Here is a 21,059-nt window from a genome sequence, read left to right on the forward strand (position 1 = left end):
TCCCTACTCTCTAGAAACGTTGTATAGTGACCATTGTCCTGTCGGGTCTACTTCAAGTCCTTTAACCGATTTATCATAAGCTGCCGTTACCACACCATGGTGCATGATGACCGCCGGAGCATCTTCTACAAGAAGTTTGTTTGCTTCATCAAGCTTCTGCTGGCGTACTTCCTGATCGACATTTGAGCGTGACTCTTCGACAAGCTTGTCGAATTCAGGGTTTGAGTATGCCATGCGGTTGGAAGATCCGATGTTGTCACTATGGAAGTTAGGATATAAAAGCTCGCTTCCATCAGCTGTTGAGTTGGACCAGCCCATGAAGGTGATATCAAAGTTCCCTTCTTTCGTTGTATCAAGGAATGTACCCCATTCCATGGATTCGATTTCGACATTGAATCCAGCGGCCGTCAATTGAGACTGAGCGATTTCCGCCATCATCATATACGCTTCTGTATTTGCTGTAAGGATGGTAAGTTTTTGGTCGCCATACCCATTCTTCTCAACAAGTTCTTTTGCTTTTTCAACATCGTAGTTATACCCGGACTCATTGGCGGATTCATCAAAACCGAAAACCTTCGGACCGATGATACTGTTTCCTTGGACACCAAGCCCGTTCAGCTTGTTGACATAGGCTTCACGATCGAGCGCATAGGCTGCTGCCTGACGGAATTCAAGATTCTTCATTGGCTCTCTGTTCATATTGAAGCCCATGTAGTACATTGGCGTTCCTTCATTTTTGGTGATTTCAACATTTTTCAATGACTCTACACGTTTCAGTTGTTCTGCCGGGATTGCGTCAATGAATTGTACATCCCCTGTTTGCAGCATGGAGATCGCTGTGTTCACTTCCGGTACAACCTTGAACGTCACTTTTTCAAGTTTAGGTTCGCCCTGCCAGTAGTCAGCATTCTTTTCCAGGACAACCTGGTCACCTTGTGTCCAGCTGACGAATTTGAATGGGCCGGTTCCAACCGGATCCTTCATTAAATCCTGGGATTTGTCTGCTTCTGGACTGACGATCGAAGCATTTGTGTGAGACAGCGCCGCCAGCATTGCTCCGTATGGTTTTTCCGTCTTGATTTCGACTGTGTATTCATCAACGACATTCACTTCAGAGATTGGTTCTAACAGTGAAGCACGAGGTGCAGCCGTTTCTGGGTCACGGAATTTATCAAATGTATATTTTACTGCTTCTGCATTGAAAGGTGTTCCATCTGTGAATTGGATATCTTCCTTCAATTTGATCACCCACGTGTTTTCATCGGGTGTTTCATAGGATTCGGCCAATTTCGGCTCTACTTCCATAGTTTCTGGGTTTCTTACAAAAAGAGTTTCATAGACCTGCTCGATAATGCGGGAAGAAACAGAATCATTCGTCATGATGGGTGAAAGTCCTACAGCATCTGATGTCGATGCATACGTTAATTCCGGAGGCGCGTCTGCACTTGCACTTCCCCCGCCCGAACTGCCTGTGTTGCTGGAGCAGCCTGCCGCAAAGGCAAGCATTGCTGTTAGTAGTACTGCCAACCACTTTTTCATTTAGCTTTCCCCCTATTTGTTTATAAGGCTGTTTTTTCGCATTAATCGCTGCTTTCGGAAAAATCCCAAGAGCTGAATTTTTCCCCTGTATTTCTCAGGAATTCCCCCTCGAAAAAGGGAGAGCAGCTCTTTTCTTTCCTGCTTACTGGGGTTTATCCGCTGAATTTGAGATTCATATTGATTAGCAACATAGTTTACGAAAAGAGCCTTTTATAAAAGAATTATTGATTCAGATCCATGTTCGGATCGAGTGCATCCCTTAATCCATCTCCTACTACATTGAAAGCAAATACGATCAGCATGATGGCGATTCCCGGAACGATCGTCATATGTGGAGACGTCCACATGAAGTTCTGTCCCTGGGCGATCATCGCTCCCCATTCAGGTGTCGGCGGCTGGGCCCCTAACCCAAGGAAGCTTAGAGCCGATGTTGAAAGGATTGCAGTGGCCATCCTCATTGTTGCAAAAACAATGATCGGCGCCATGCAATTTGGCAGGATGTGCTTCACCAGGATCCTGAAATCACTGGCCCCAAGGGAGCGCATCGCCTGGATGTACTCTTGTTTCTTGACGGTCAGGACCGAGCCGCGGACAATCCTTGCACAGGATGGAATCGACCAGATACTGATGGCTATCGCTACATTTACAAGGCTTGTTCCCAGGATGGCAATGATCAGCATCGCCAGCAGGATGCCTGGAAACGCGAACAGTAAATCTACCATTCTCATGATGATACCGTCGAGGCGGCGATAGTATCCTGAAATCAACCCCAGGGTGACTCCTCCGAGCAATCCGAGAGTGACTGCCAGAAGGCCGACTGATAAGGAAATCCTGGCTCCATATACGATCCTGCTCCAGATATCTCTTCCATAGTTATCGGTTCCAAGCCAATGTCCCTCTGAGAAAGCAGGTAATTCAGAATCTGCCAATACTTGTTCTAATGGATCATGAGTGGCCATTACCGGTGCTGCAATGGCCAGAAATAGCTGCAGTGCGATGACGAACAGGCCGATGACTGCCAGCTTGTTTTTTATCAATCGTTTAAAGGTGGTGACCAGAAACTTTTCTTTCTTCGGCTTCGATTCCGGCTGAATTTCTTCATTAAGTACTGCTTCTGCTGACAAGATAAGTTCCTCCTCTCCTAAACGGCTTAATCGTAGCTGATTCTTGGATCAATAAAGACGTAGACAATATCAACGATCAGATTGACCAATACGAATAGTGTGGCAACCAGGAGCACCGATCCCTGCACCATCGGGAAGTCCCTTGCCGCGATGGCATCAATCATCAATCTGCCGACGCCGTTAATCGCGAAAACCTGTTCCGTGATGATGGTGCCCCCTAACAGGAAGCCAAAGTTAAGGCCGATAACGGTGATGACCGGTATCATTGAATTTTTCAACGCATGGATCCAAATGACGGTTTTCTCTTTCACACCTTTGGATCTTGCTGTCCGTATGTAGTCTGCCTTGATGACCTCCAGCATGGACGAACGGCTCATCCTCGCAATCATTGCTGCCGATCCGGTTCCCAGCGTGATGGCCGGCAGGATCAACTGTTTCATTCCTTCCACCGTCCAAAATGGAGCGCTCAAGCCCCCAACGGGTAGAATCTGCAGGTTTACTGCAAAGATGAGAATGAGGATGGTTCCAAGCCAAAAGTTCGGAATGGAGATTCCTCCGAGTGCAAACACAGTGCTGGTAACATCCAGCCAGGAATTTTGCTTTAAGGCGGATATGATTCCGGCAATGACTCCGATGACCACTGCGACAATCATGCTCGCGATTGCCAGGTTAAGTGTATTCGGAAAGCGGACGGCAATGGCTTCTGCCACCGACTGCTTCGTTTGATAAGAATAACCGAAATCACCTTGAACGATGTTTTTTAAGTAGTCCCAGTACTGTACAAGGAACGGGTCATTCAAACCAAGGCTGTCCCGGATGGCTGCAATGTCAGAATCACTAGCTGTCGGTCCGCCAATGATGGTGGCTGGATCCCCTGGTGCAAGATGCATGCTGCCGAAGACCAGAAACGAAATGCCGAATAATAATAAGACCAGTTGAATAAATCTGCGTGAAATAAGTGCTATCATCGGTTCACCTTCCCTCTCCTCCATGAAAGCGCTTCATTATTTTAGAAGCCACTTTTTGACATCAGACTCCGTTTGTTAGTTCAAAATAGATTTTAACTTTACAAACGGAAGTTTTTGTTTGTTAGGGACGATTATAAATGATAATTCAGAATATTTCTAGTGTTTTTGCAAAAAAGTTTATTTTATTTATAAAGGACTAATTTTCACGAATTTTATTGGGTATTTCTAACCATCTTTGGAGAGGGGATTCTTCTAAAAGGGGAATTACAGTGGGATGTGTCAGTGCCCTGAGGATTGGGAAAGCAGGATAAGATACGGAGGAGACACAATTTCTGCGTAAAAAAGCATTAAATAAAAAAGACTTAGACAGGCTGTTGAAAGTTGAACAACTTGTCTAAGTCGATGTTGATACTGCCTCCGTTTCGAAAGCAAATCTTATAATTTTAAACCATTTCGGCTTTTGAATCTCCGCAGTAAAATATGGCTCTCTACTCTAGTTATGCCTTCCAAGGCATATAATTCATTGTTAACGAAATTTTCCAAGGCGGAGAAATCGTCGACCAACACGTGCATATGAAGGGTACTCGGCCCCGTCATCTGATAGCAGCTGGCAACGGTGGGAAGTTCCACTAATTTTTCGGCAACTTCTACAAGGTACGCAGGCTCGCAGTCCACTTCAAAGAACGCGGACACTGATTTTCCCACTTTCTCAGAATTGATGACCACACTGAACCGTTCGATCACGCCGCCTTCTATCAGCTGATTCACCCGCTCCCGGACAGACACACGCGACAATCCGAGTTCTTTCCCAATATCCACATATGAAGTCCTGCCGTTCTCCGTCAGGATCTGCAGAATCTTACGATCAGTCTCATCAATTTTCATGACCTCATGCACCACATTTCGGATTTAATCATATACCCTATTATACTGATGATCTTTAGTTTGTGAAGGGTGGCACAGGGTTTCTAGTTTAGGATAAAGCTAGTTTAAGCAGGAAAAATAAGGGTTTCTCCTGTTATTAGTTAGGTAAATATTACTATTGTAATGTTTTTGTAATAAAACTGAAACATTTTTGGATCTCACTTCGTCTAATAGGTAAGAGACGTTTAAATGAACGAGGAGGATTAACATGAAGAAGAAACTTCCACTTGTAGTATTTTTCACGGTTTTATTGCTGGCAGTCGGTGCATTTCATTATCAAGGAACGAAGAGTACGGTAAACGCAACGAATGGGGTAAGTGATGTTTCAGCGTATCAACAGGAGGATACTATCAGCACGGTTACAGAAGAATCGGCCGATGATCAGGGGAAAAAACAAGGTTCTGAAAATGATTATAATAGCGATGATGAAAAATCAGATGTTCCCGCTGACTCTTCATCTGGTGACAAGGAAACTGAACCTGTTGGAGACAAGTCACCGGAAGTGGAAGAAACTTCCGATGAGCAGACATCCCCTCAAATGGATAGCATTAAAGTGGGCAACGAGGAATATGTAGATATAAATGATATGAAAAAGTTCAAAGATTTGGCTGGATTTGCTCAAAAACACGGTGCACGCTTATACGCCATTGAGTATTCCGACTGTTTTGCCATTATCAAGGGGGAAGAAGTATTGTTGTTTTTCTCAGTAGGTACTGTCAGTGCCGGGGTAGAAGACAAAACGGTCTTAAAGGATTACTTTAAATTTCGTGGATTTTCAGAGGAAACTGGAATTGCGGGAAATATTGATGTAGTGGCAGAAAGCGGTGCGAACGTTGATGTGACTTTTAACGAGACTTCCGGATACCATATTTTTAAGAAAGACAGCACGATTATCGTTAATTGGTTATAAGAATCATAATCAGAAAACCGGTACTTCATGTGGTACCGGTTTTTTTGTCACAACGGTTTATTTGGTTCATATGTGGGCTGCTGATGCTGTGCCTGGTACTGCTGGCTTTTCGCTGCCGCTTTCTGGACATCCTCATCAAGTGAAAACTCGGTGTCCGCTCCATTGAATTGATCGGAGTCGTTCTGGGCTTTCACCACTTCCTGCTGATTCTTTTGTGCTTTTTGATTTGGGTCCTTTTCGTCCATAACGGATCCTCCTTGACATGAGTATGGGTTTATAATTTCCACTAAAAAAAGGATTATTCTCAGGAAAGAGTGAATTAAGTATTTTCCATACAAAAAACCCTTTAACAAAGAGTTACGGATTTGTTAAAGGGTTTTTGTTACCGAGATTATTCTACATATTCCGAGGCGTGTCTGTCTCTACTCAAAGCAAACTCCGCCTTAATTTCATTCAGCAGCCCTGGATTCGTGAGCACTTCAACCCCAGTCAATGCCATCGCTTTTGCACCAAGGAGCATTGCATCCCTTGCCTGGTCCGTCATGGCCGCCTGACGGAACTCATGCGTATGGCAGGCATAGGCTCCATCTGTGATTTTGATATAAGGGTGGATGGACGGGACGACCTGGCTGACATTGCCCATATCGAGCGATCCGCTGCCGTCACGATGTTCCTGGATCTCGCTGCTGTCCACACCAAGTGAAACCAGTTCCTTCGTAAAGGCTTCTGATAATCCTTTGTTGGTAATCATGTCGTCATATGAAAATTCATAGAAAGAGTGCTTCATGGAGGCTCCCGTCTGCATTGCAGCACCTTCCGCACACTTCTTCACCTTTTCTGTCAGTTCATTCACATATGCACGGGAGGTCCCTCGGACATAAAACTGGGCAACAGCATAGTCAGGCGTAACATTCGCAGCCTTCCCTCCTTCGGTGATGATTCCATGGATACGTGCAGTAGGCAGGATGTGCTGACGCATGGCGTTGATGCTGTTGAACGTTTGAATCACCGCGTCAAGCGCATTGATTCCGTCCTGAGGGCTTGCTGCCGCATGAGTGGATTTCCCGAAGAACTCAAATTGAATCGCATCCATAGCAAGTGATGACCCGCTTTTCACGCAGCTGTTGAGCGGGTGGACCATTAACGCTACATCCAATTCGTTAAAGATGCCCGCCTCTGCCATCGTCACTTTTCCGCCGCGGGTTTCTTCTGCCGGTGTCCCGTAGACAATCACCTTGCCGCCTGTTTCGGAAATGACCCTGCTCAAGCCGATCCCGGCAGCGATTCCCATGGTGCCAATCAAATTATGGCCGCAGGCATGCCCGACTTCCGGCAATGCATCATATTCGGCCATGAGACCAACAACCGGGCCTTCCTTCCCGCTGTCGAACACAGCCCTGAACGCAGTCGGCAGATCACATGTCCCCTTCTCTACATCGAAGCCATATTCCTCGAGCGTTTCAGAAAGCACCTTGCTTGCCTTGAACTCCTCATGGCCAAGCTCGGGGTTTTCTCCAATATAAATACTGATTTCTTCAAAGACTGCCTTTAACTGATCGATCTTATCAACAATTCGCTGTTTCAATACATCCATGTTTGACTCAACCTCTTCTTTTACGTATTCTGGTGTTGCACGCTTTACCGCTTTAAAGCACAGGGGGACTGTCCCCGGTTGCTTTAGAGTGTTAAAGGACTTTCTCCAGGAACTCTTTGGCGCGCAGGCTTTTTGGGTTATGGAAGAACTCTTCAGGATGGACATCTTCCATCAGGATGCCGCCGTCGAGGAACAGGACTCTGTCTGCAACTTCTTTGGCGAAGCCCATTTCGTGTGTAACGATGGCCATTGTCATTCCTGTGTGGGCAAGGGATTTCACCACATCCAATACTTCCTTGATCATTTCCGGATCGAGTGCGGATGTCGGCTCGTCAAACAGCATGACATCCGGTGACATCGCCAGCGCCCGTGCTATCGCCACACGCTGCTTTTGCCCTCCGGATAATCTATTCGGATAGTCATCCGCTTTCTCAAACAAGCCGACAGAGGTCAGCAGCTTCAATGCGTTTTCTTTGGCAACAGCTTCTGACTCCCCTTTTACGACAACAGGTGCGTACGTGACATTTTCCAGCACTGTCTTATGAGGGAACAGATTGAAATGCTGAAACACCATACCCACATTCTGGCGCACTTTCAAAATATCTGTCTGGGGATTCGTAATTTCATCAGCCCCCATCCAGACTTCCCCGCTCGTCGGTGTTTCCAGCAGGTTCAAGCAACGTAATAGCGTCGATTTTCCCGATCCGGAAGGACCTATGATTGCCACGACCTCCCCTTTATTGATCGTTGCCGAAATCCCTTTTAGAACCTCCAGCTTTCCGTATGACTTGTGAAGGTCCTTTATTTTTATATAATCCTTACTCACTTCGGCGCAGCCTCCTTTCAAGTTTCTTGCCGAGCAGCGTCAATCCCATCACAAGGACATAGTAGATGACACCTGCGAAAATCAACGGCTCGAATGCGGTATACGTATTCGCACTGACGATTTGCGATCTTCTCATAATATCTAAAAATCCGATTGTCGAAACAATTGCGGATTCTTTTGTCAATGTAATATATTCATTCATCAATGCAGGAAGAATGTTTTTTAACGCCTGAGGGAGGATGATGTCCTTCATCATCGGGCGGTATGGGATCGCCAACGCCTCAGCCGCTTCCTTTTGCCCTTTGTCCACAGCCTGGATTCCCGCACGGATGATTTCTGAAATATAAGCCCCTGAATTCAAACCGAAAGCCAGCATCCCGGCCAGAAATGGCGGAATATCAAAGCCAGTCAGCTGAGGTGTCGCAAAATAAATCAACATCAGCTGCAAAATCAGTGGTGTTCCCCTGAAAATGGATGTATATGCATCGGCGAACCACTTTAATACTTTGATTCTGCCAATCTTGAATAATGATAAAACAGTTCCGATGATAAAACCTACGATTCCCGATACCAAAACGAAGAGCAGCGTCACCCAGATTCCGTTCAGTATAAATGGAATAGAAGGCACGATCCGGAGGAAATCCAAATCCATGCCTGTGCACCTCATTTCTTAGAAGTTTATTCTTCTTCCAGCCATTTCTCTTCTAACTTTTCCAACTCGCCGTTCTCTTTCATTTCTTCAATTACTTTACTGAATTCTTCAATCTTGTCGCTGCCTTTAGGGAACGCAATTGCCATACCCGGTGAGATTGAACTCTCATCATCAAACCCTTTCAGATCCACCTCTTTGATGTACCCTTCAGCAACGGTTTTATCAAGATAAATGACATCGATACGCTTTGCTTTCAATTCCTGGATCAACGCAGGAAGTTTATCCAACGCTTTCACATCGATATCTATTGTCCCGGCAAGCTCTTTGGCCGCCGTATCCTGGATGGTACCAAGCTGTACGCCGACCTTGGCACCGTTTAAATCCTCCATGCTTTCAATCTCTGATTCTGGCAAAGTGATGAACATTTCCCCGGAACGGTGGTATTCAACCGAGAAATCAACATTTTCCTTACGCTCATCTGTTGCCGACATGCCGGATGCCACAAAATCCACGGTGTCCGCCTGAAGTGCACCGATCAGTCCGTCAAAGTTCATATCCTTGATTTCCAGCTCGTACCCTAACTCCTTCGTTATGTACTTGGCAAGATCAATGTCAAATCCAACAATCTCCCCGCTGTTATCATGCGTTTCAAAAGGAGGAAAGTCAGCCGATGTCCCCATCACGATTTTTTCTTTCCCTTCTCCGCTCGTTCCCTCTGAAGTACCGCATGCTGCCAATGAACCTGCTACCATAACTGCCATCAAACCTGCCAAAAGCTTTTTCATCTTTTCTTTCCCCCTAAACGTTTTAATTAATATTTATTCAACAAAATGTATTTTAACACATTAGAATAAATATGCAATATGTTTTATAAAAATAATAACCCTCTACCAATATGTATATTTATGTGTGTAACCCGCTTTTATTCTTCCCGAAGGTTCAATGTGCCTGCCACTGGGCTTCAGCCCTCACGCCCACCTCCCTTCCTTTCATATGCTGTAGGAGATTGACGAAAGGTGTGAAGAAGAAGTGTGGCAAAATAAATACGTTGGCCTCCTATTGGCAGCCGTCCTCTTGCTGCTTTCACTTTTTTCCGGTCTTTATATTTATAAAGCCGGACTACAAGATGGAAAAGAATCTTCCACTTCGGCACAGCCTATGGACGGGACGAACAATATCAATAATCAAATCGATAACAATGGCAGCCATTCAGCCGAAAACACGGTTGAGAATCAAATAAAAAATGAAGCTGGCAAGGATGTAAAAAATAATATCACCAACAACATCACGAATAATGTCGAAGTAAACGTTCAAGGTGACGGGGAAGTTGTGAATAACATCAGCAACAATATAAGCAACAGTGTCTCGAATCAAAGCAGCAATGACTCGGGAAACGGGGATGGAAATGGAGATAATGGGAACGGGGGAAATGGCGGTAACTCCGGGGACTCTGACTCCGGGCAGTCTTGGGGCATCGATACAGCCAGCCCTGTTACGGAAGAATTGAATGTGTGTGTGAGGGATAATTTTGGAGATCCAACGATTTTGGGCAGATATCTCGGAGATAAAGAAGGCGTGTCAACGGGCTTAACAGAAGAAGAAGCCGATCTAATCAAATCAAATAATGATAAGATTCTCCTTATTCATAACCGTTTTGATGATGCTGCCGGTTTTGATAAAGGTGTGAAAGAAGCGGAGGAAGCGATTGGGCTCGCCCAGGAAATAGGAGCACCTGAAGGAACGGCACTATTTGCTGACATTGAACCCACTTACTCAGTGAATGCTGATTTTATCATAGGCTGGTATGAAACGGTTTCCTCCTCCTCCTATGTTCCAGGAATTTATGGCATCTTCGAGGGAGATCAAGCCTTGGCTGCTGCGTTCTCGGGGGCTGTTAACCAGGATCGTGCTATACAGGATGATACCTACCTCTGGACTGCCTCACCAAATGTCGGAATTACAGCTGAGGAAAATGCACCTGATTATAATCCTGAGGCACCAGAAGGCTCCAAGGTCATCGGCTGGCAGTACGGGATTGATGCGCAAGCCTGCAATATCGATACGAATCTATTTAGCAATGAATATCAGGATGTGCTTTGGTGATGGGATGAAAACGGCCTGGATGCTTTCCGGCCGTTTTTTGTTTTTTGTATCACTATAAGTTGCAGTGTTAGTCCCGGGATCCTTGAAAATGATAAAATAGCCTTATGCATAAAGGAGGAAAGAGACATGATCCATATCATAACAGACAGCTCTGCGGATATACCGAAAGAGTTGATTGAAAAATATAACCTGCATATTGTCCCGCTTTCGGTCCGGATCGGGGATGAAGAATATAAAGAAGGTATTGATTTAACTCCACAGGAATTTTACGAAAAGATGTTTGCTGTTGATGAGCTCCCAAAAACCTCACAGCCCTCTCCTTCTGACTTTGCAGATTTATTCACACGCTTGGATAACCACGGAGACCAAATCATCTGCTTCACTATTTCCTCTCATCTAAGCGGCACCTACCAATCCGCCTGCCTCGCAAAAGAGATTTCCGATACGAATGTAACGGTATTCGACACCCTCGGCGGTTCATTAGGACATGGCTTTCAAGTACTAAGAGCAGCGGAACGTGCCCGGGAAGGCTTCAATCGCGAGCAGATTCTTGATGAGTTAACGAAAATGCGTGAAAACATGAATATCCTCATCCTATTGGATACTCTCGAAAATGTGGTGAAAGGCGGAAGACTGAGTAGATTTCAAGGCTCGATCGCCAAGGTCCTCAACATCAAGATCGTACTCGAAGGCATGGAAGGAAAGATTGAGTTAATAGAGAAAGTCCGTGGGAATAAGAGATTCTTCAAAAAGGCTTTAGAACTTATCGGGGAACGGAAAAGCGATTTTTCCACTACAACAATTGGAATCACCATACCGGCAACCATGAAGATGCAGAGTTTTTAAAGGGGGAAATTAAGAAGCTTTATAACCCCAAGGCAATAGTAGTCAATTATATGGGGGCTACCATGGGGACTTATGCCGGCAAAGGCGGAATGATTGTATCCTTTGTGTAAAAATAAAAGCTGGTTCAAGGTCTTGCTCCTGTCAGTACTCATGTCCCGCCTGCATCCGTTCTTTACATGTAAGGCTGCCGGCTCGGCCGGCACATCTGGCACTTTACCGCATTAACGCAAGTGGGGACAGTCCCCACTTGCGTTAATGCGGTAAAGGACTTTCTATCTATTTCGCATCACGAAATGTCAGCAAAATCCTTCTTTTGTCACTACTTCCTAAAGTTGTAAGATAATTCAAACTAATCATGCAATTAGTCCTCCCTCCTTTTATACTTGTACTAACATATATAAAGGAGGAATTTGTTTGAATAAGAAAATGATTGCACCACTTGTTCTATCTGCAGGGCTGATCTCTGCTTCCCTTCCTTACAGTAATGTTCTCGCTGTCCAGCCTGAAGCGACAATTCAAAAGGCTGCCGTGAAGCAGTGGAATGAAACAGCCAATGTTCCCCTTTTTGTGAAAGAAAAGCAAACCACCAAACGTTCAACCGCAACAGCAAGTGATGCCCTTAGCTACCTCCAGGAAAATAAAACGAAGCTTAACCTCAAGAACCCTAAAGCCGAACTGAAAGCCAAAAAGGCTGAAAAAGATGAACTCGGCATGACCCATATCCGTTTCAATCAAACAAAGAACGGTGTTCCAGTAGAAGGGGCAGAAGTCATCGTCCACTACAACGCCGAAAATGAAATCACGTCCGTCAATGGTGCCCACAATGATCAAATAGAAAAAAGCAGCATGGATACCACCCCATCCGTTTCACTCACAGATGCTCTCAATACAGCGAAAGCTTCCGTCAAAGCTCCTGCCATCCTGGATCAACGCCCGACTGCCGAACTTGTCATCTACCCATTCGAAGGTGAAAATCACTTAGCACATAAAGTGAATCTCAGCTTCCTTGGTGATGAACCCGGCAACTGGTTTGTGTTCATCGATGCCAAAACCGGTAAAGTCATTGATAAATATAATGCCATCATGCATGCTGATAAAATCAAGACTATAAGCGGAGTCGGACTCGGAGTACTGGGAGATTTGCGAAGGATACATATTTCCACAGACAAAAAACCACGTCAAGGGACATTGTTCCAGATGGCAGACTTCAGCCATAAAGGGTTGGAAGGAATCATCACCTACGATTATTCAAATAATAGACTTGAAGTATTTGAAGGCAGAGGGGCTGCATTCATGTCTGACCATGACCGCCCGGCTGTTGATGCCCAGTTCAATTCAGAAACAGTATACAACTATTATTTAAATGAACATGGCCGTAACTCACTGGATGGTGAAGGCATGCCAATCCAGTCAGTCGTCCATTACGGTGAAGACTATAACAATGCATTCTGGAATGGCACTTACATGGTATACGGAGATGGAGACGGAGAATTCATGGTCCCACTATCGGCCGGACTGGACGTTGCTGCACATGAAATGGCTCATGGTGTAACCTCCAACTCCGCTGGCTTGGTCTACCGTTTCCAATCAGGTGCACTGAATGAGGCATTCTCTGATATCTTTGGAGCTCTGATAGATGATTCTGATTGGGAAATGGGAGAAGACATCATGGCCCCTGCTGCAAAAGAAAGCGGCAGGGATGCCCTTAGAAGCTTGAGCGACCCAAGCCGATTCCCGGTTGGTGCAGACTATGTACCATATGGCAATGGCGATGGCATGTACCCATCCCACATGGATGAATACTATGACCTCCCTGCTAACCTGGATAATGGAGGAGTCCATATCAACTCATCCATCATCAATCATGCGGCTTATCTGACTGCACAGAACATCGGCCGTGAAAAGCTCGGGCAAATCTACTATCGTGCCCTTACCGTGTACCTGACACCGGACTCTGATTTCAGCCATGCCCGTGAATCCATCATTCAATCAGCTGTCGACCTATATGGAGAAAACAGTCCTGAAGCCGCAGCAGCTGCCGGCGGTTTTGATTCCGTCGGGATTACTGAATAATAACTGATAAAAAACCTCTGTCCGCATTGGATAGAGGTTTTTCCTTACAGGCTATTTATGATAGAGAATGCTGCATTCAAAAGTGAATGGTGAAGCACTATTTTTTAAAAAATTCACTTAAAAACAGCAAAAAAGTTCCATTAAAAAGAACTGCCTCTCCCAACCGTACTCCCTTATTACCGGTTCAATTCCTGGTTAGCCAAGTATTTAAGCGCAAGTATTTCGTCCTCATTCAAATTTTTCTGAAGCATGGCCAATATCTCAGATTGTTCCTCAGCTGTCACTCCATCTGATATCTTTGATTGCAGATCCATCAATTCACTTACGCCTACCTTCTTGATGACGTCTTGAACCGCTTCTTCTTTCGTCTTATAAACTAAGGTGCTCTCATCGACATTCTCCAGTCCCTCTTCCAGAAACTTTTTAAGCTCCGGATTAGCTGCAATCTGCCGCCTGGCCTCTTCCACTTGACCTGATTTTCCCATTTCATCGTTGACATAATCAACAATCTTATCCGAAGCGAAGCCGGTGCCGAAATGATAGAGTGCGTACCCGCCAACACCAAGGACTATTGCCAATATCAGAAGTCTTTTAAGTATCTTCATTTGATCCCTCCCACTTTCAAATAATATCCAGGTTGAGTATACCACTTGATGCTTCCCTATGGATAGAATGGATTTCCCTATTCACGGTGATAAACCTTTCCTTCTTCTTCCTCTAAAGATACCGGGGAAATGGTGATTGTACTTCCTTTTTGGAGGAGCCCGCTCTCTTCATACTGGGCATCGTCATTCAATACTATTGTAAAGGATGGTTTAGAATCATTCCCATGAACAATCAGAGAGAAGATCCCTTGCTGTTCAGTATTCTCCTCACTGTAGTAATAAAGCTCTCCATTTTTGGCATAGACAATTTCTCCCTGATCGTACATAAAGTAGTTTTCCTGATTGCCCTCTTCCTGCCATTTGCCGGTCAAAGACACAAGAACATACTGATAACTTACATAATCGGAACTTCTGAAGTTAACGATAATTTGTTCCAATGAAGGACCGTTGTTCCGTTTATAGGTGAAAATCGCCGTGTCCCCGCTCACCCATTTCACTTGATATTGATCTTTTTCAATCGCTTTATAATCGGAACTGCCTTTTAAAACATCCGTCTCTCTGCCGAATAACGGTATAAAAGGCTCCAACCTGAGTGTTTCATACCTGAGATTCTTATATTCTTTTAAAATCAAAGCATGCTCCCCGCTTGCCGGCTTTGAACTCAATACGTTCGTGTTTCCAAAATAATAGAAGAATGTGGTATTGGCCACAATCAACGCTAACGCACATCCTCGGACGCCCCATTTGACATAAGTATTTATCCGGGAGAATAAATACAAAAGCAGGATGATCAGTACATAATTATTGATGTAAAAGATCCAATCATAAACTAAATAAACATTGTAAGAACGGGCAGCCATAACGGCTGATTGAAAAATCAAAAGCAGGCCAACGATTATAGATGCAATCATCTTCATTTTTTTCATCTACTCCACCGCCTTTAACCCGAACTGAGAGAGAACTTCCGGGTAAAGCTGATCATTTTCTGTCACTGGGTCCCAAGTAACCCCAGTATTGACACTTCGATATGCCTGAATTTCGCCGCTCGTTCCAAAACGGCGAAACGCAGCGAGATACCCTACGGCCATTCCCTCTGAAAAATCGATATATAATTGGTCATATCCTTTTTCCAAATCATGTGTCGCGGTTTTGGAGATACTGCCCACTGACCAGGAAACACCTTTATCATATGTGCTGATTATACTGATATTCTCCGATCCCCTGCCGCCATAAACAACAGCAGCGAACTCCTCAGAAACATAAATATTATCCTGGGAGATTGTGCCAAGGTATTCACTGATCCGGGCATAGCCCGCCATCTCGTCATCTGGCACCTTCATCCATGCTTCTTCCACATCCGTCCTTACATACAGTGCACTCTCATGGACAGCGAACAGTTCCTCCGTGTTAAGCGGGATATCTGTCGTGCCAGTACCGTCAACTGAATGTGAGATGAGCCGGTCTATATCTTGTGGAGGCTCCATAGCAAGAATATCTGCCTTCTCCCCTGCCTCTTCACCTCTATTATTCTGTGAAGGATAAACAGGCTGATAAGTGGCGGTCTGATATTCTACAATTTCTGTACTGACCCTGTACGAGCCAAAACCGATGATGATTCCGGCAACAATGATGATGAATATCCATAATGATTTCATAGAGTCTTTTCATCCTCATATTTTCAATATTTGGATTTCCTTCTATTATACTAACCCAGATCAAAGGAAGATGAAACCGAGGAAGCTAGGTTTTGCTGTCCCCGTAATTTCATAAGTAAAGACCTCCAACTCAGCAGCATTGGAGGTCTTTACTTATTCTAATTGATTATGGTGCACTTCCCGGAGTGGGAGAAGTGACTTGTATCTTAACCCCAAGGGAATCAGTTGCAGTGTCTATCCCCTTGTCCCCCGCTTCTTCTTTGTCAGCATCTTCCGTATCTTCATCTTTTATTGGTTCTTCTTTTTCAGGCAACTTCGGCTCTTCTTCTTTATTTTGCTCTTGATCATTTTCTTCTGTTTCGTTATTAGAATCTAAATCACCTTCTTTTGTAACTGAATCCTCTTTAGTAGCTTCTTCCGTAATTTCCTCCTCCACTTCACTATTTTCTTCATTTAAAGCAGAATCCTCTTTAGTGGCTTCTGCTGGTATATTTTCAGCAGTCTCTGTTTCAGATCCTTTCTTCACTGGTCCATCTTTTTCCTGAACTTGTATTGTCGCCTTTAACTGCTCACGATCAATCATTACCTTATGCGTTTCATTGATAAAGTTTTTAAAGGCTTGTACCCGATACACAATTTCCTCTGTTTCACAGTCTGCTGAACGGTCAGTAACTTTTGCAGGGTCACTCTCCACTGTCTCCTCAGGCTTTAACCGTTTTTCTACTATCGATTTTTCTCCATTTTGACTTATAAGATAAATTTTCACAACCGTGTCCATATTAGAAATATTCTTGATTGATAGGCTATTACTAACTGAACAGTTCTCTCCATAAACAATTTCAGAAGTATGTATTTCTAATAGATCAGAAGTCGTTGCGTTTTGAATACTGCCTGAAGCTTGGGTTTGGGAAGTAAACCAAGCATAAGTTCCCGGGCTGGAAGTCAGTGTCACAGCAAGAAGATACAGAGATACCATGATTGCTGTGATGAACAGGGTTCCTATCTTTAAATGTTTATTCGAAAAGAGGCGAGACAATTTCGCAGACAGAATGCTCTTCACTATCACAATCTCCTTTCTAAAGAGTAAGGCAGCCGGAAACCGACTGCCTTCCACCATAAGGAATTATCACTTATTCTCTTTATTTTTATATTTTGCTCCCATGTCTGTTTGCTTTGCCTCAACCATCAAGTTTGCATCATACTGCGCACCTTGGTATTCATTACCTGCTCCATCATCCAGCTTTACGTCAAATGCCATAGTGATATATTCATCTTCGTTTAATGTAAAGAATTCATCATTTCCAATTTTGAAAGTTTTGCTTCCACCTGTCTCAGAAGCTGCTGACTTACTAAAGGAAGCTATAGATGCAGCTTCTTCAACAGCTACTTCTCCAGTAACCACTTCTACCCCTTTAGGAAGACTAGGCATATCCGATTTTGAGGCAGAAGCGATACCCATCGTTCTAGGATTGTGATTCCCATTATAGAAGCCTTTCTCCCAAGCCATTCTCCAATCATTCATTTCATCCATATCAGGCTTTGCTGTGTATTTAAATGCCATATAATAAATCTTGTAAGGATCAGCAGGTGCTTTATCAACTGAAGCTTCATATGTCAACTTCAGATTTTGTGCCAAATCACCAGTATTATCAAGAGTGATAAACTCCCCGGTAACCACCTGAGATGGTGCAAACTTAGCTGCACTAAATAGCTTAGTGGAAATCGCTTCTCCATTATTAACTGACAACGTACCGTTATCAATATCCCCGACTGCACTTGTACTGGATGTGAACCAAGAATATGTACCATATCCTGCACTTACCACTAGTGCTCCTGCCATTGAAGTAGCCAATAACGCCTTTTTAACTTTATTCATTTTTAAATTTCCTCCCCAATAATAATTGATTTATATTTATATAACTATAAATACCTATAGGTCATTTGCTGCTGTGTCTTCTCTTTTATCCAAATAGCGGAAAACCTTCTGGTAAACCTCTATAAGAATAAATAAAAGGAACGGAAGCAGGATAAACAATGAAAACCCTAATTTACTAGTAACAAACTTGGCAGCATACCCTGCATTCGGAATGGTGTGTTCAACTTGTCCAAGGATGTCTTGAGGTTTTACTTCCCACTCATCTGCCACATTGTTATTGTCACCTTTCGTCATGAACGAACCTTCATTTACTTTTGCGATTCGATGGGTAATCAATGTTTTATCAGACAGTTGAAATGTAATGACATCCCCCTCTTGTAGCAGTGAAGCATCTTTCTCTTTCAACAGGATCATATCTCCCGCACTAATCTTTGGAACCATACTGTTTGTCAAAACAGTCAATGGCTTATAACCAAAGAATGAAGGAATCTCGCTTGGATTCTTGTGAGATTGATATGTGGCGAATAATAGAAAAGTGATACTGCCAATTATCAATGTAAACATAAGGGTGGAAAAAACTTTTATTACCTTTTTTTTCAATGAACCACATCCTTTGAGATTTAATAGTAACTGTCTGTATTCACAAATCTACTAGACTTCTTTTCCAGTGTCAACGATATAACGAACAAAAACGTTCTTTATAATACGACAATTTCCTCCATAATTCTTTATGTTCTAACTGCAGCCATATATGAGCAGTAAGTAAAAGAAATTCAGTTATACCAAGGAACATCCCCTTTTTTTACACTGCAGAATAAGCTCTCTGGCAGACTATTATTCTATATAATGTGTCGTTAATTGATGAAAAGATCCCCTACCATTGCGCAATTTTTTAGAATAGTATGTAAAGTGTAACAAAATACTTTTTCAGGGGGTTATTTATGAACAAGCTATTCAAAACCGGATTAACTACAGTAGTAGTAGCAGGGGCGCTCTTTTCAGGCATACCTGGGGTCTCGTCTGTAGGAGCAAAGGAACTAACGGAAGTAACAAAATCCAAAGTGTCTCATTCTTCTCATTATTCTGGTGACCTGGATTTAGCTTTAATTAATGATGAGCGTTTGATAGCATCATTAATCAAGCAAGGGAAGATCTCTGCTAATGCTTCACCAGCAAAAAAACAGCAAGCATTACAAGACTATATTGAGTTAAAGGGCCAAAAGTCAGAAAGTGACACTCTAGGAGATGATCCAATTGCCCCAGCTGTTAAAGCTGCAGAGTCTGCTAAACAAGAAAACTTCAAGGAATTGACTCAGAATGGTAAAAAAGGGAAACTTCAAGGCAGGACCCAGCATCCCAAACCAGTAGAAGAATCTCCTTCCCCTGGCGTTGTTAAAAAAGGAAAACTACTTACGATTATGGTAGAGTACTCCGATTTCGAACATAACCGCATCCAGCCTCATGAAACGGATAACTATTATGAGGATTACAACACTGAACATTTCGAGGAAATGATTTTTGGTGATAATGGTGTAACAGGGCCAAATGGAGAGAATTTCGTTTCTCAAAAACAATTTTATGAAGAACAATCCGGAGGAACTTACACTATCGAAGGACAAGCATACGGATGGTTGAAGGTTCCAGGCACTGCTAAATTTTACGGAGCAGACCGTGCCACAGGGCACGATAACGTCACTCCTGGCGGTTCAAAACAATTAGTACAAGATGTTTATACAGCAGCAAAAGCAGCAGGTATTCCTTTGGAAGATTATGATTTGGAAGATCCACATGATCTTGATGGAGATGGAAACTACTGGGAGCCGGATGGATTGGTCGATCACCTGCAAATCATCCACTCAGGAATGGGACAAGAGGCTGGCGGCGGCTCTTTAGGAGATGACTCTATCTGGTCTCATCGCTCTGCAGTATTGGTAGACCCAGATGGATTAGGTAAAGGACTCCCTGGATTCTACGATTACACAATGATGCCGGAAGATGGTGCAACTGGTGTATTCGCCCATGAATATGGACATGATCTTGGATTGCCTGACGAATATGATACTGTATATTCCGGCACGGGTGAAGCAGTTGGATATTGGTCCATTATGGCATCAGGGTCTTGGGCAGGTAAAATCCCGGGAACAGAGCCAACTGGATTCTCTCCTTGGGCAAAGGCATACTTAAAATCAACTCTTGGCGGTAACTGGACGGTTCCAACTGTTGTAGATTTTGAAGATCTCTCGAAAAAAGGTGCCTCTTTCTTACTGGATCAAGGCAACACGCCAAACGGCCAAAACAATCAGGCCATCCAAGTGAACCTGCCTCAAAAGAAAACAGCCATTAACTCTCCTAAGTCAGGAACTTATGAGTATTGGGGCGGCCAATCTGATGAACTAGACAGCAATATGGTTACAGACGTTGATTTAACTGGAAAGTCCTCTGCCACATTAACTTTTGATGCATGGTATGACATAGAAGAGCAATGGGATTTTGGATTTGTCCAAGTGTCAACTGATGGCGGTTCCACATGGAAATCTATAGGCAATGAAAACACCCGCAGTGATGTTGTGGCAGAAGGCTACCCAACCATTTTGAACTCAATGCCTGGTTTCTCTGGCAATTCAAACGGATGGGAAGCACAAACTTTTGATCTCTCCTCATATGCCGGGAAAGAAATCAAATTGCGTTTACGTTATGCTACCGACTGGGGTACATCACACGTAGGCTTCTTCGCTGATAATATCAAAGTTGTCGCAGATGGTGTAACGGTGGTTACGGATGGAGGCGAAGGCTCTGAAACTCCATTTACGTTGAATGGTTTCACTAAGTCTGACGGTAATAAATATGTCGATCACTACTACTTATTAGAATGGCGAAATCATCAAGGTGTGGACGAAGGCCTGGCTCATATTGCCCGCGGAAGCTCTTTGATGAGTTATGATGGCGGATTGGTTGTATGGTATGTAGATGATACGTATACAGATAACTGGACGGGTACTCACCCAGGAGACGGATTCCTTGGAGTAGTAGATGCGCATGATGACACAAACCTGGTTTGGAGTACAGGTGAGCAGGCAAGCACCCGATACCACATCGCTGATGCTGCGTTCAACTTTATGCCAACATCAGGTTTGAATTTAGATTATCCTGGGCTTCAAAGCCTTTCTTTAAGCCCGCAGCGTGGTATACCTTTATTTAATGATAACAAGGATTTCAACAATATCTTCATGCCGGATGCTGGCCGTAATATCGAAAACTACGGCTTGAAAGTTCTTGTGAATGACCAGGCTAAGGATAAATCGGTTGGATCAGTCACTTTAATGAGATAGTTTTGATAAAAAAGAAAGCCTCCACACTTTACTAG

At 43.8% G+C, this 21,059-nt stretch carries 20 protein-coding genes; 5 read left to right on the forward strand and 15 right to left on the reverse strand.

The window, feature by feature from the left end; genetic code table 11:
• Positions 1-3: 3 nt before the first annotated feature.
• The 4 genes from AC4E8A_RS21260 to AC4E8A_RS21275 form a co-directional block, all read right to left on the reverse strand.
• Entirely contained in the window at positions 4-1,539 is a 1,536-nt protein-coding gene (locus tag AC4E8A_RS21260) for a glutathione ABC transporter substrate-binding protein (protein WP_490195771.1), read from the reverse strand.
• A 221-nt stretch (positions 1,540-1,760) separates the two neighbouring features.
• On the reverse strand, positions 1,761-2,663 hold the full coding sequence (locus AC4E8A_RS21265) for an ABC transporter permease (RefSeq protein WP_490195772.1): 903 nt from the start codon (positions 2,661-2,663) through the stop codon (positions 1,761-1,763).
• Positions 2,664-2,689: 26 nt separating this feature from the next.
• A complete protein-coding gene (gene nikB, locus AC4E8A_RS21270) occupies positions 2,690-3,631 on the reverse strand; it encodes a nickel ABC transporter permease (protein ID WP_490195773.1) in 942 nt (313 codons plus the stop codon).
• 435 nt (positions 3,632-4,066) lie between these two features.
• Positions 4,067-4,516, reverse strand: coding sequence for an Lrp/AsnC family transcriptional regulator (locus AC4E8A_RS21275; RefSeq protein WP_490195775.1), 450 nt, complete (start codon positions 4,514-4,516; stop codon positions 4,067-4,069).
• Between the two features lie 247 nt (positions 4,517-4,763).
• Here AC4E8A_RS21275 and AC4E8A_RS21280 point away from each other — a divergent pair, with 247 nt between their 5' ends.
• On the forward strand, positions 4,764-5,465 hold the full coding sequence (locus tag AC4E8A_RS21280) for a hypothetical protein (protein ID WP_490195776.1): 702 nt from the start codon (positions 4,764-4,766) through the stop codon (positions 5,463-5,465).
• Between the two features lie 47 nt (positions 5,466-5,512).
• On the opposite strand, the gene AC4E8A_RS21285 is transcribed toward AC4E8A_RS21280, so the two are convergent.
• The 5 genes from AC4E8A_RS21285 to AC4E8A_RS21305 all read right to left on the reverse strand — a co-directional run bounded on the left by AC4E8A_RS21285 (position 5,513) and on the right by AC4E8A_RS21305 (position 9,322).
• Positions 5,513-5,710 carry a hypothetical protein gene (locus AC4E8A_RS21285; protein WP_490195777.1) on the reverse strand — a complete coding sequence of 66 codons (198 nt, stop codon included), beginning with the start codon at positions 5,708-5,710 and terminating at the stop codon, positions 5,513-5,515.
• A 146-nt stretch (positions 5,711-5,856) separates the two neighbouring features.
• Positions 5,857-7,059, reverse strand: a complete 1,203-nt coding sequence (locus AC4E8A_RS21290) for a M20 family metallopeptidase (RefSeq protein WP_490195778.1) — start codon at positions 7,057-7,059, stop codon at positions 5,857-5,859.
• 91 nt (positions 7,060-7,150) lie between these two features.
• Positions 7,151-7,885: an amino acid ABC transporter ATP-binding protein gene (locus tag AC4E8A_RS21295; RefSeq protein WP_490195780.1), complete on the reverse strand. Its 735-nt coding sequence runs from the start codon at positions 7,883-7,885 to the stop codon at positions 7,151-7,153.
• Positions 7,878-8,537 carry an amino acid ABC transporter permease gene (locus AC4E8A_RS21300; RefSeq protein WP_490195781.1) on the reverse strand — a complete coding sequence of 220 codons (660 nt, stop codon included), beginning with the start codon at positions 8,535-8,537 and terminating at the stop codon, positions 7,878-7,880. Before AC4E8A_RS21300 ends, AC4E8A_RS21295 begins: the two co-directional genes overlap by 8 nt.
• 26 nt (positions 8,538-8,563) lie before the next feature.
• Positions 8,564-9,322, reverse strand: a complete 759-nt coding sequence (locus tag AC4E8A_RS21305) for a transporter substrate-binding domain-containing protein (RefSeq protein WP_490195782.1) — start codon at positions 9,320-9,322, stop codon at positions 8,564-8,566.
• A gap of 244 nt (positions 9,323-9,566) precedes the next feature.
• Between AC4E8A_RS21305 and AC4E8A_RS21310 the strand changes: the two genes are divergently transcribed.
• The 3 genes from AC4E8A_RS21310 to AC4E8A_RS21320 all read left to right on the forward strand — a co-directional run bounded on the left by AC4E8A_RS21310 (position 9,567) and on the right by AC4E8A_RS21320 (position 13,559).
• A complete protein-coding gene (locus AC4E8A_RS21310) occupies positions 9,567-10,640 on the forward strand; it encodes a glycoside hydrolase domain-containing protein (protein WP_490195783.1) in 1,074 nt (357 codons plus the stop codon).
• A 126-nt stretch (positions 10,641-10,766) separates the two neighbouring features.
• Positions 10,767-11,486: a DegV family protein gene (locus AC4E8A_RS21315; RefSeq protein ID WP_490195784.1), complete on the forward strand. Its 720-nt coding sequence runs from the start codon at positions 10,767-10,769 to the stop codon at positions 11,484-11,486.
• A gap of 414 nt (positions 11,487-11,900) precedes the next feature.
• Complete coding sequence (locus AC4E8A_RS21320) at positions 11,901-13,559, forward strand: M4 family metallopeptidase (RefSeq protein ID WP_490195785.1); 1,659 nt, start codon at positions 11,901-11,903, stop codon at positions 13,557-13,559.
• A gap of 176 nt (positions 13,560-13,735) precedes the next feature.
• On the opposite strand, the gene AC4E8A_RS21325 is transcribed toward AC4E8A_RS21320, so the two are convergent.
• The 6 genes from AC4E8A_RS21325 to AC4E8A_RS21350 all read right to left on the reverse strand — a co-directional run bounded on the left by AC4E8A_RS21325 (position 13,736) and on the right by AC4E8A_RS21350 (position 18,295).
• Complete coding sequence (locus AC4E8A_RS21325) at positions 13,736-14,164, reverse strand: hypothetical protein (protein ID WP_490195786.1); 429 nt, start codon at positions 14,162-14,164, stop codon at positions 13,736-13,738.
• 77 nt (positions 14,165-14,241) lie between these two features.
• Complete coding sequence (locus AC4E8A_RS21330) at positions 14,242-15,090, reverse strand: hypothetical protein (protein ID WP_490195787.1); 849 nt, start codon at positions 15,088-15,090, stop codon at positions 14,242-14,244.
• Positions 15,091-15,819, reverse strand: a complete 729-nt coding sequence (locus AC4E8A_RS21335; protein ID WP_490195788.1) for a hypothetical protein — start codon at positions 15,817-15,819, stop codon at positions 15,091-15,093.
• A 166-nt stretch (positions 15,820-15,985) separates the two neighbouring features.
• On the reverse strand, positions 15,986-16,879 hold the full coding sequence (locus AC4E8A_RS21340) for a hypothetical protein (protein WP_490195790.1): 894 nt from the start codon (positions 16,877-16,879) through the stop codon (positions 15,986-15,988).
• 66 nt (positions 16,880-16,945) lie between these two features.
• Positions 16,946-17,695, reverse strand: a complete 750-nt coding sequence (locus tag AC4E8A_RS21345) for a hypothetical protein (protein ID WP_490195792.1) — start codon at positions 17,693-17,695, stop codon at positions 16,946-16,948.
• 54 nt (positions 17,696-17,749) lie between these two features.
• Positions 17,750-18,295, reverse strand: a complete 546-nt coding sequence (locus tag AC4E8A_RS21350; protein ID WP_490195794.1) for a signal peptidase I — start codon at positions 18,293-18,295, stop codon at positions 17,750-17,752.
• Between the two features lie 341 nt (positions 18,296-18,636).
• On the opposite strand from AC4E8A_RS21350, the gene AC4E8A_RS21355 reads away from it, so the two are divergent.
• On the forward strand, positions 18,637-21,024 hold the full coding sequence (locus AC4E8A_RS21355; protein ID WP_490195795.1) for an immune inhibitor A domain-containing protein: 2,388 nt from the start codon (positions 18,637-18,639) through the stop codon (positions 21,022-21,024).
• The last annotated feature ends 35 nt before the right edge of the window (positions 21,025-21,059 follow it).

Source organism: Bacillus sp. SRL337 (assembly GCF_984799155.1).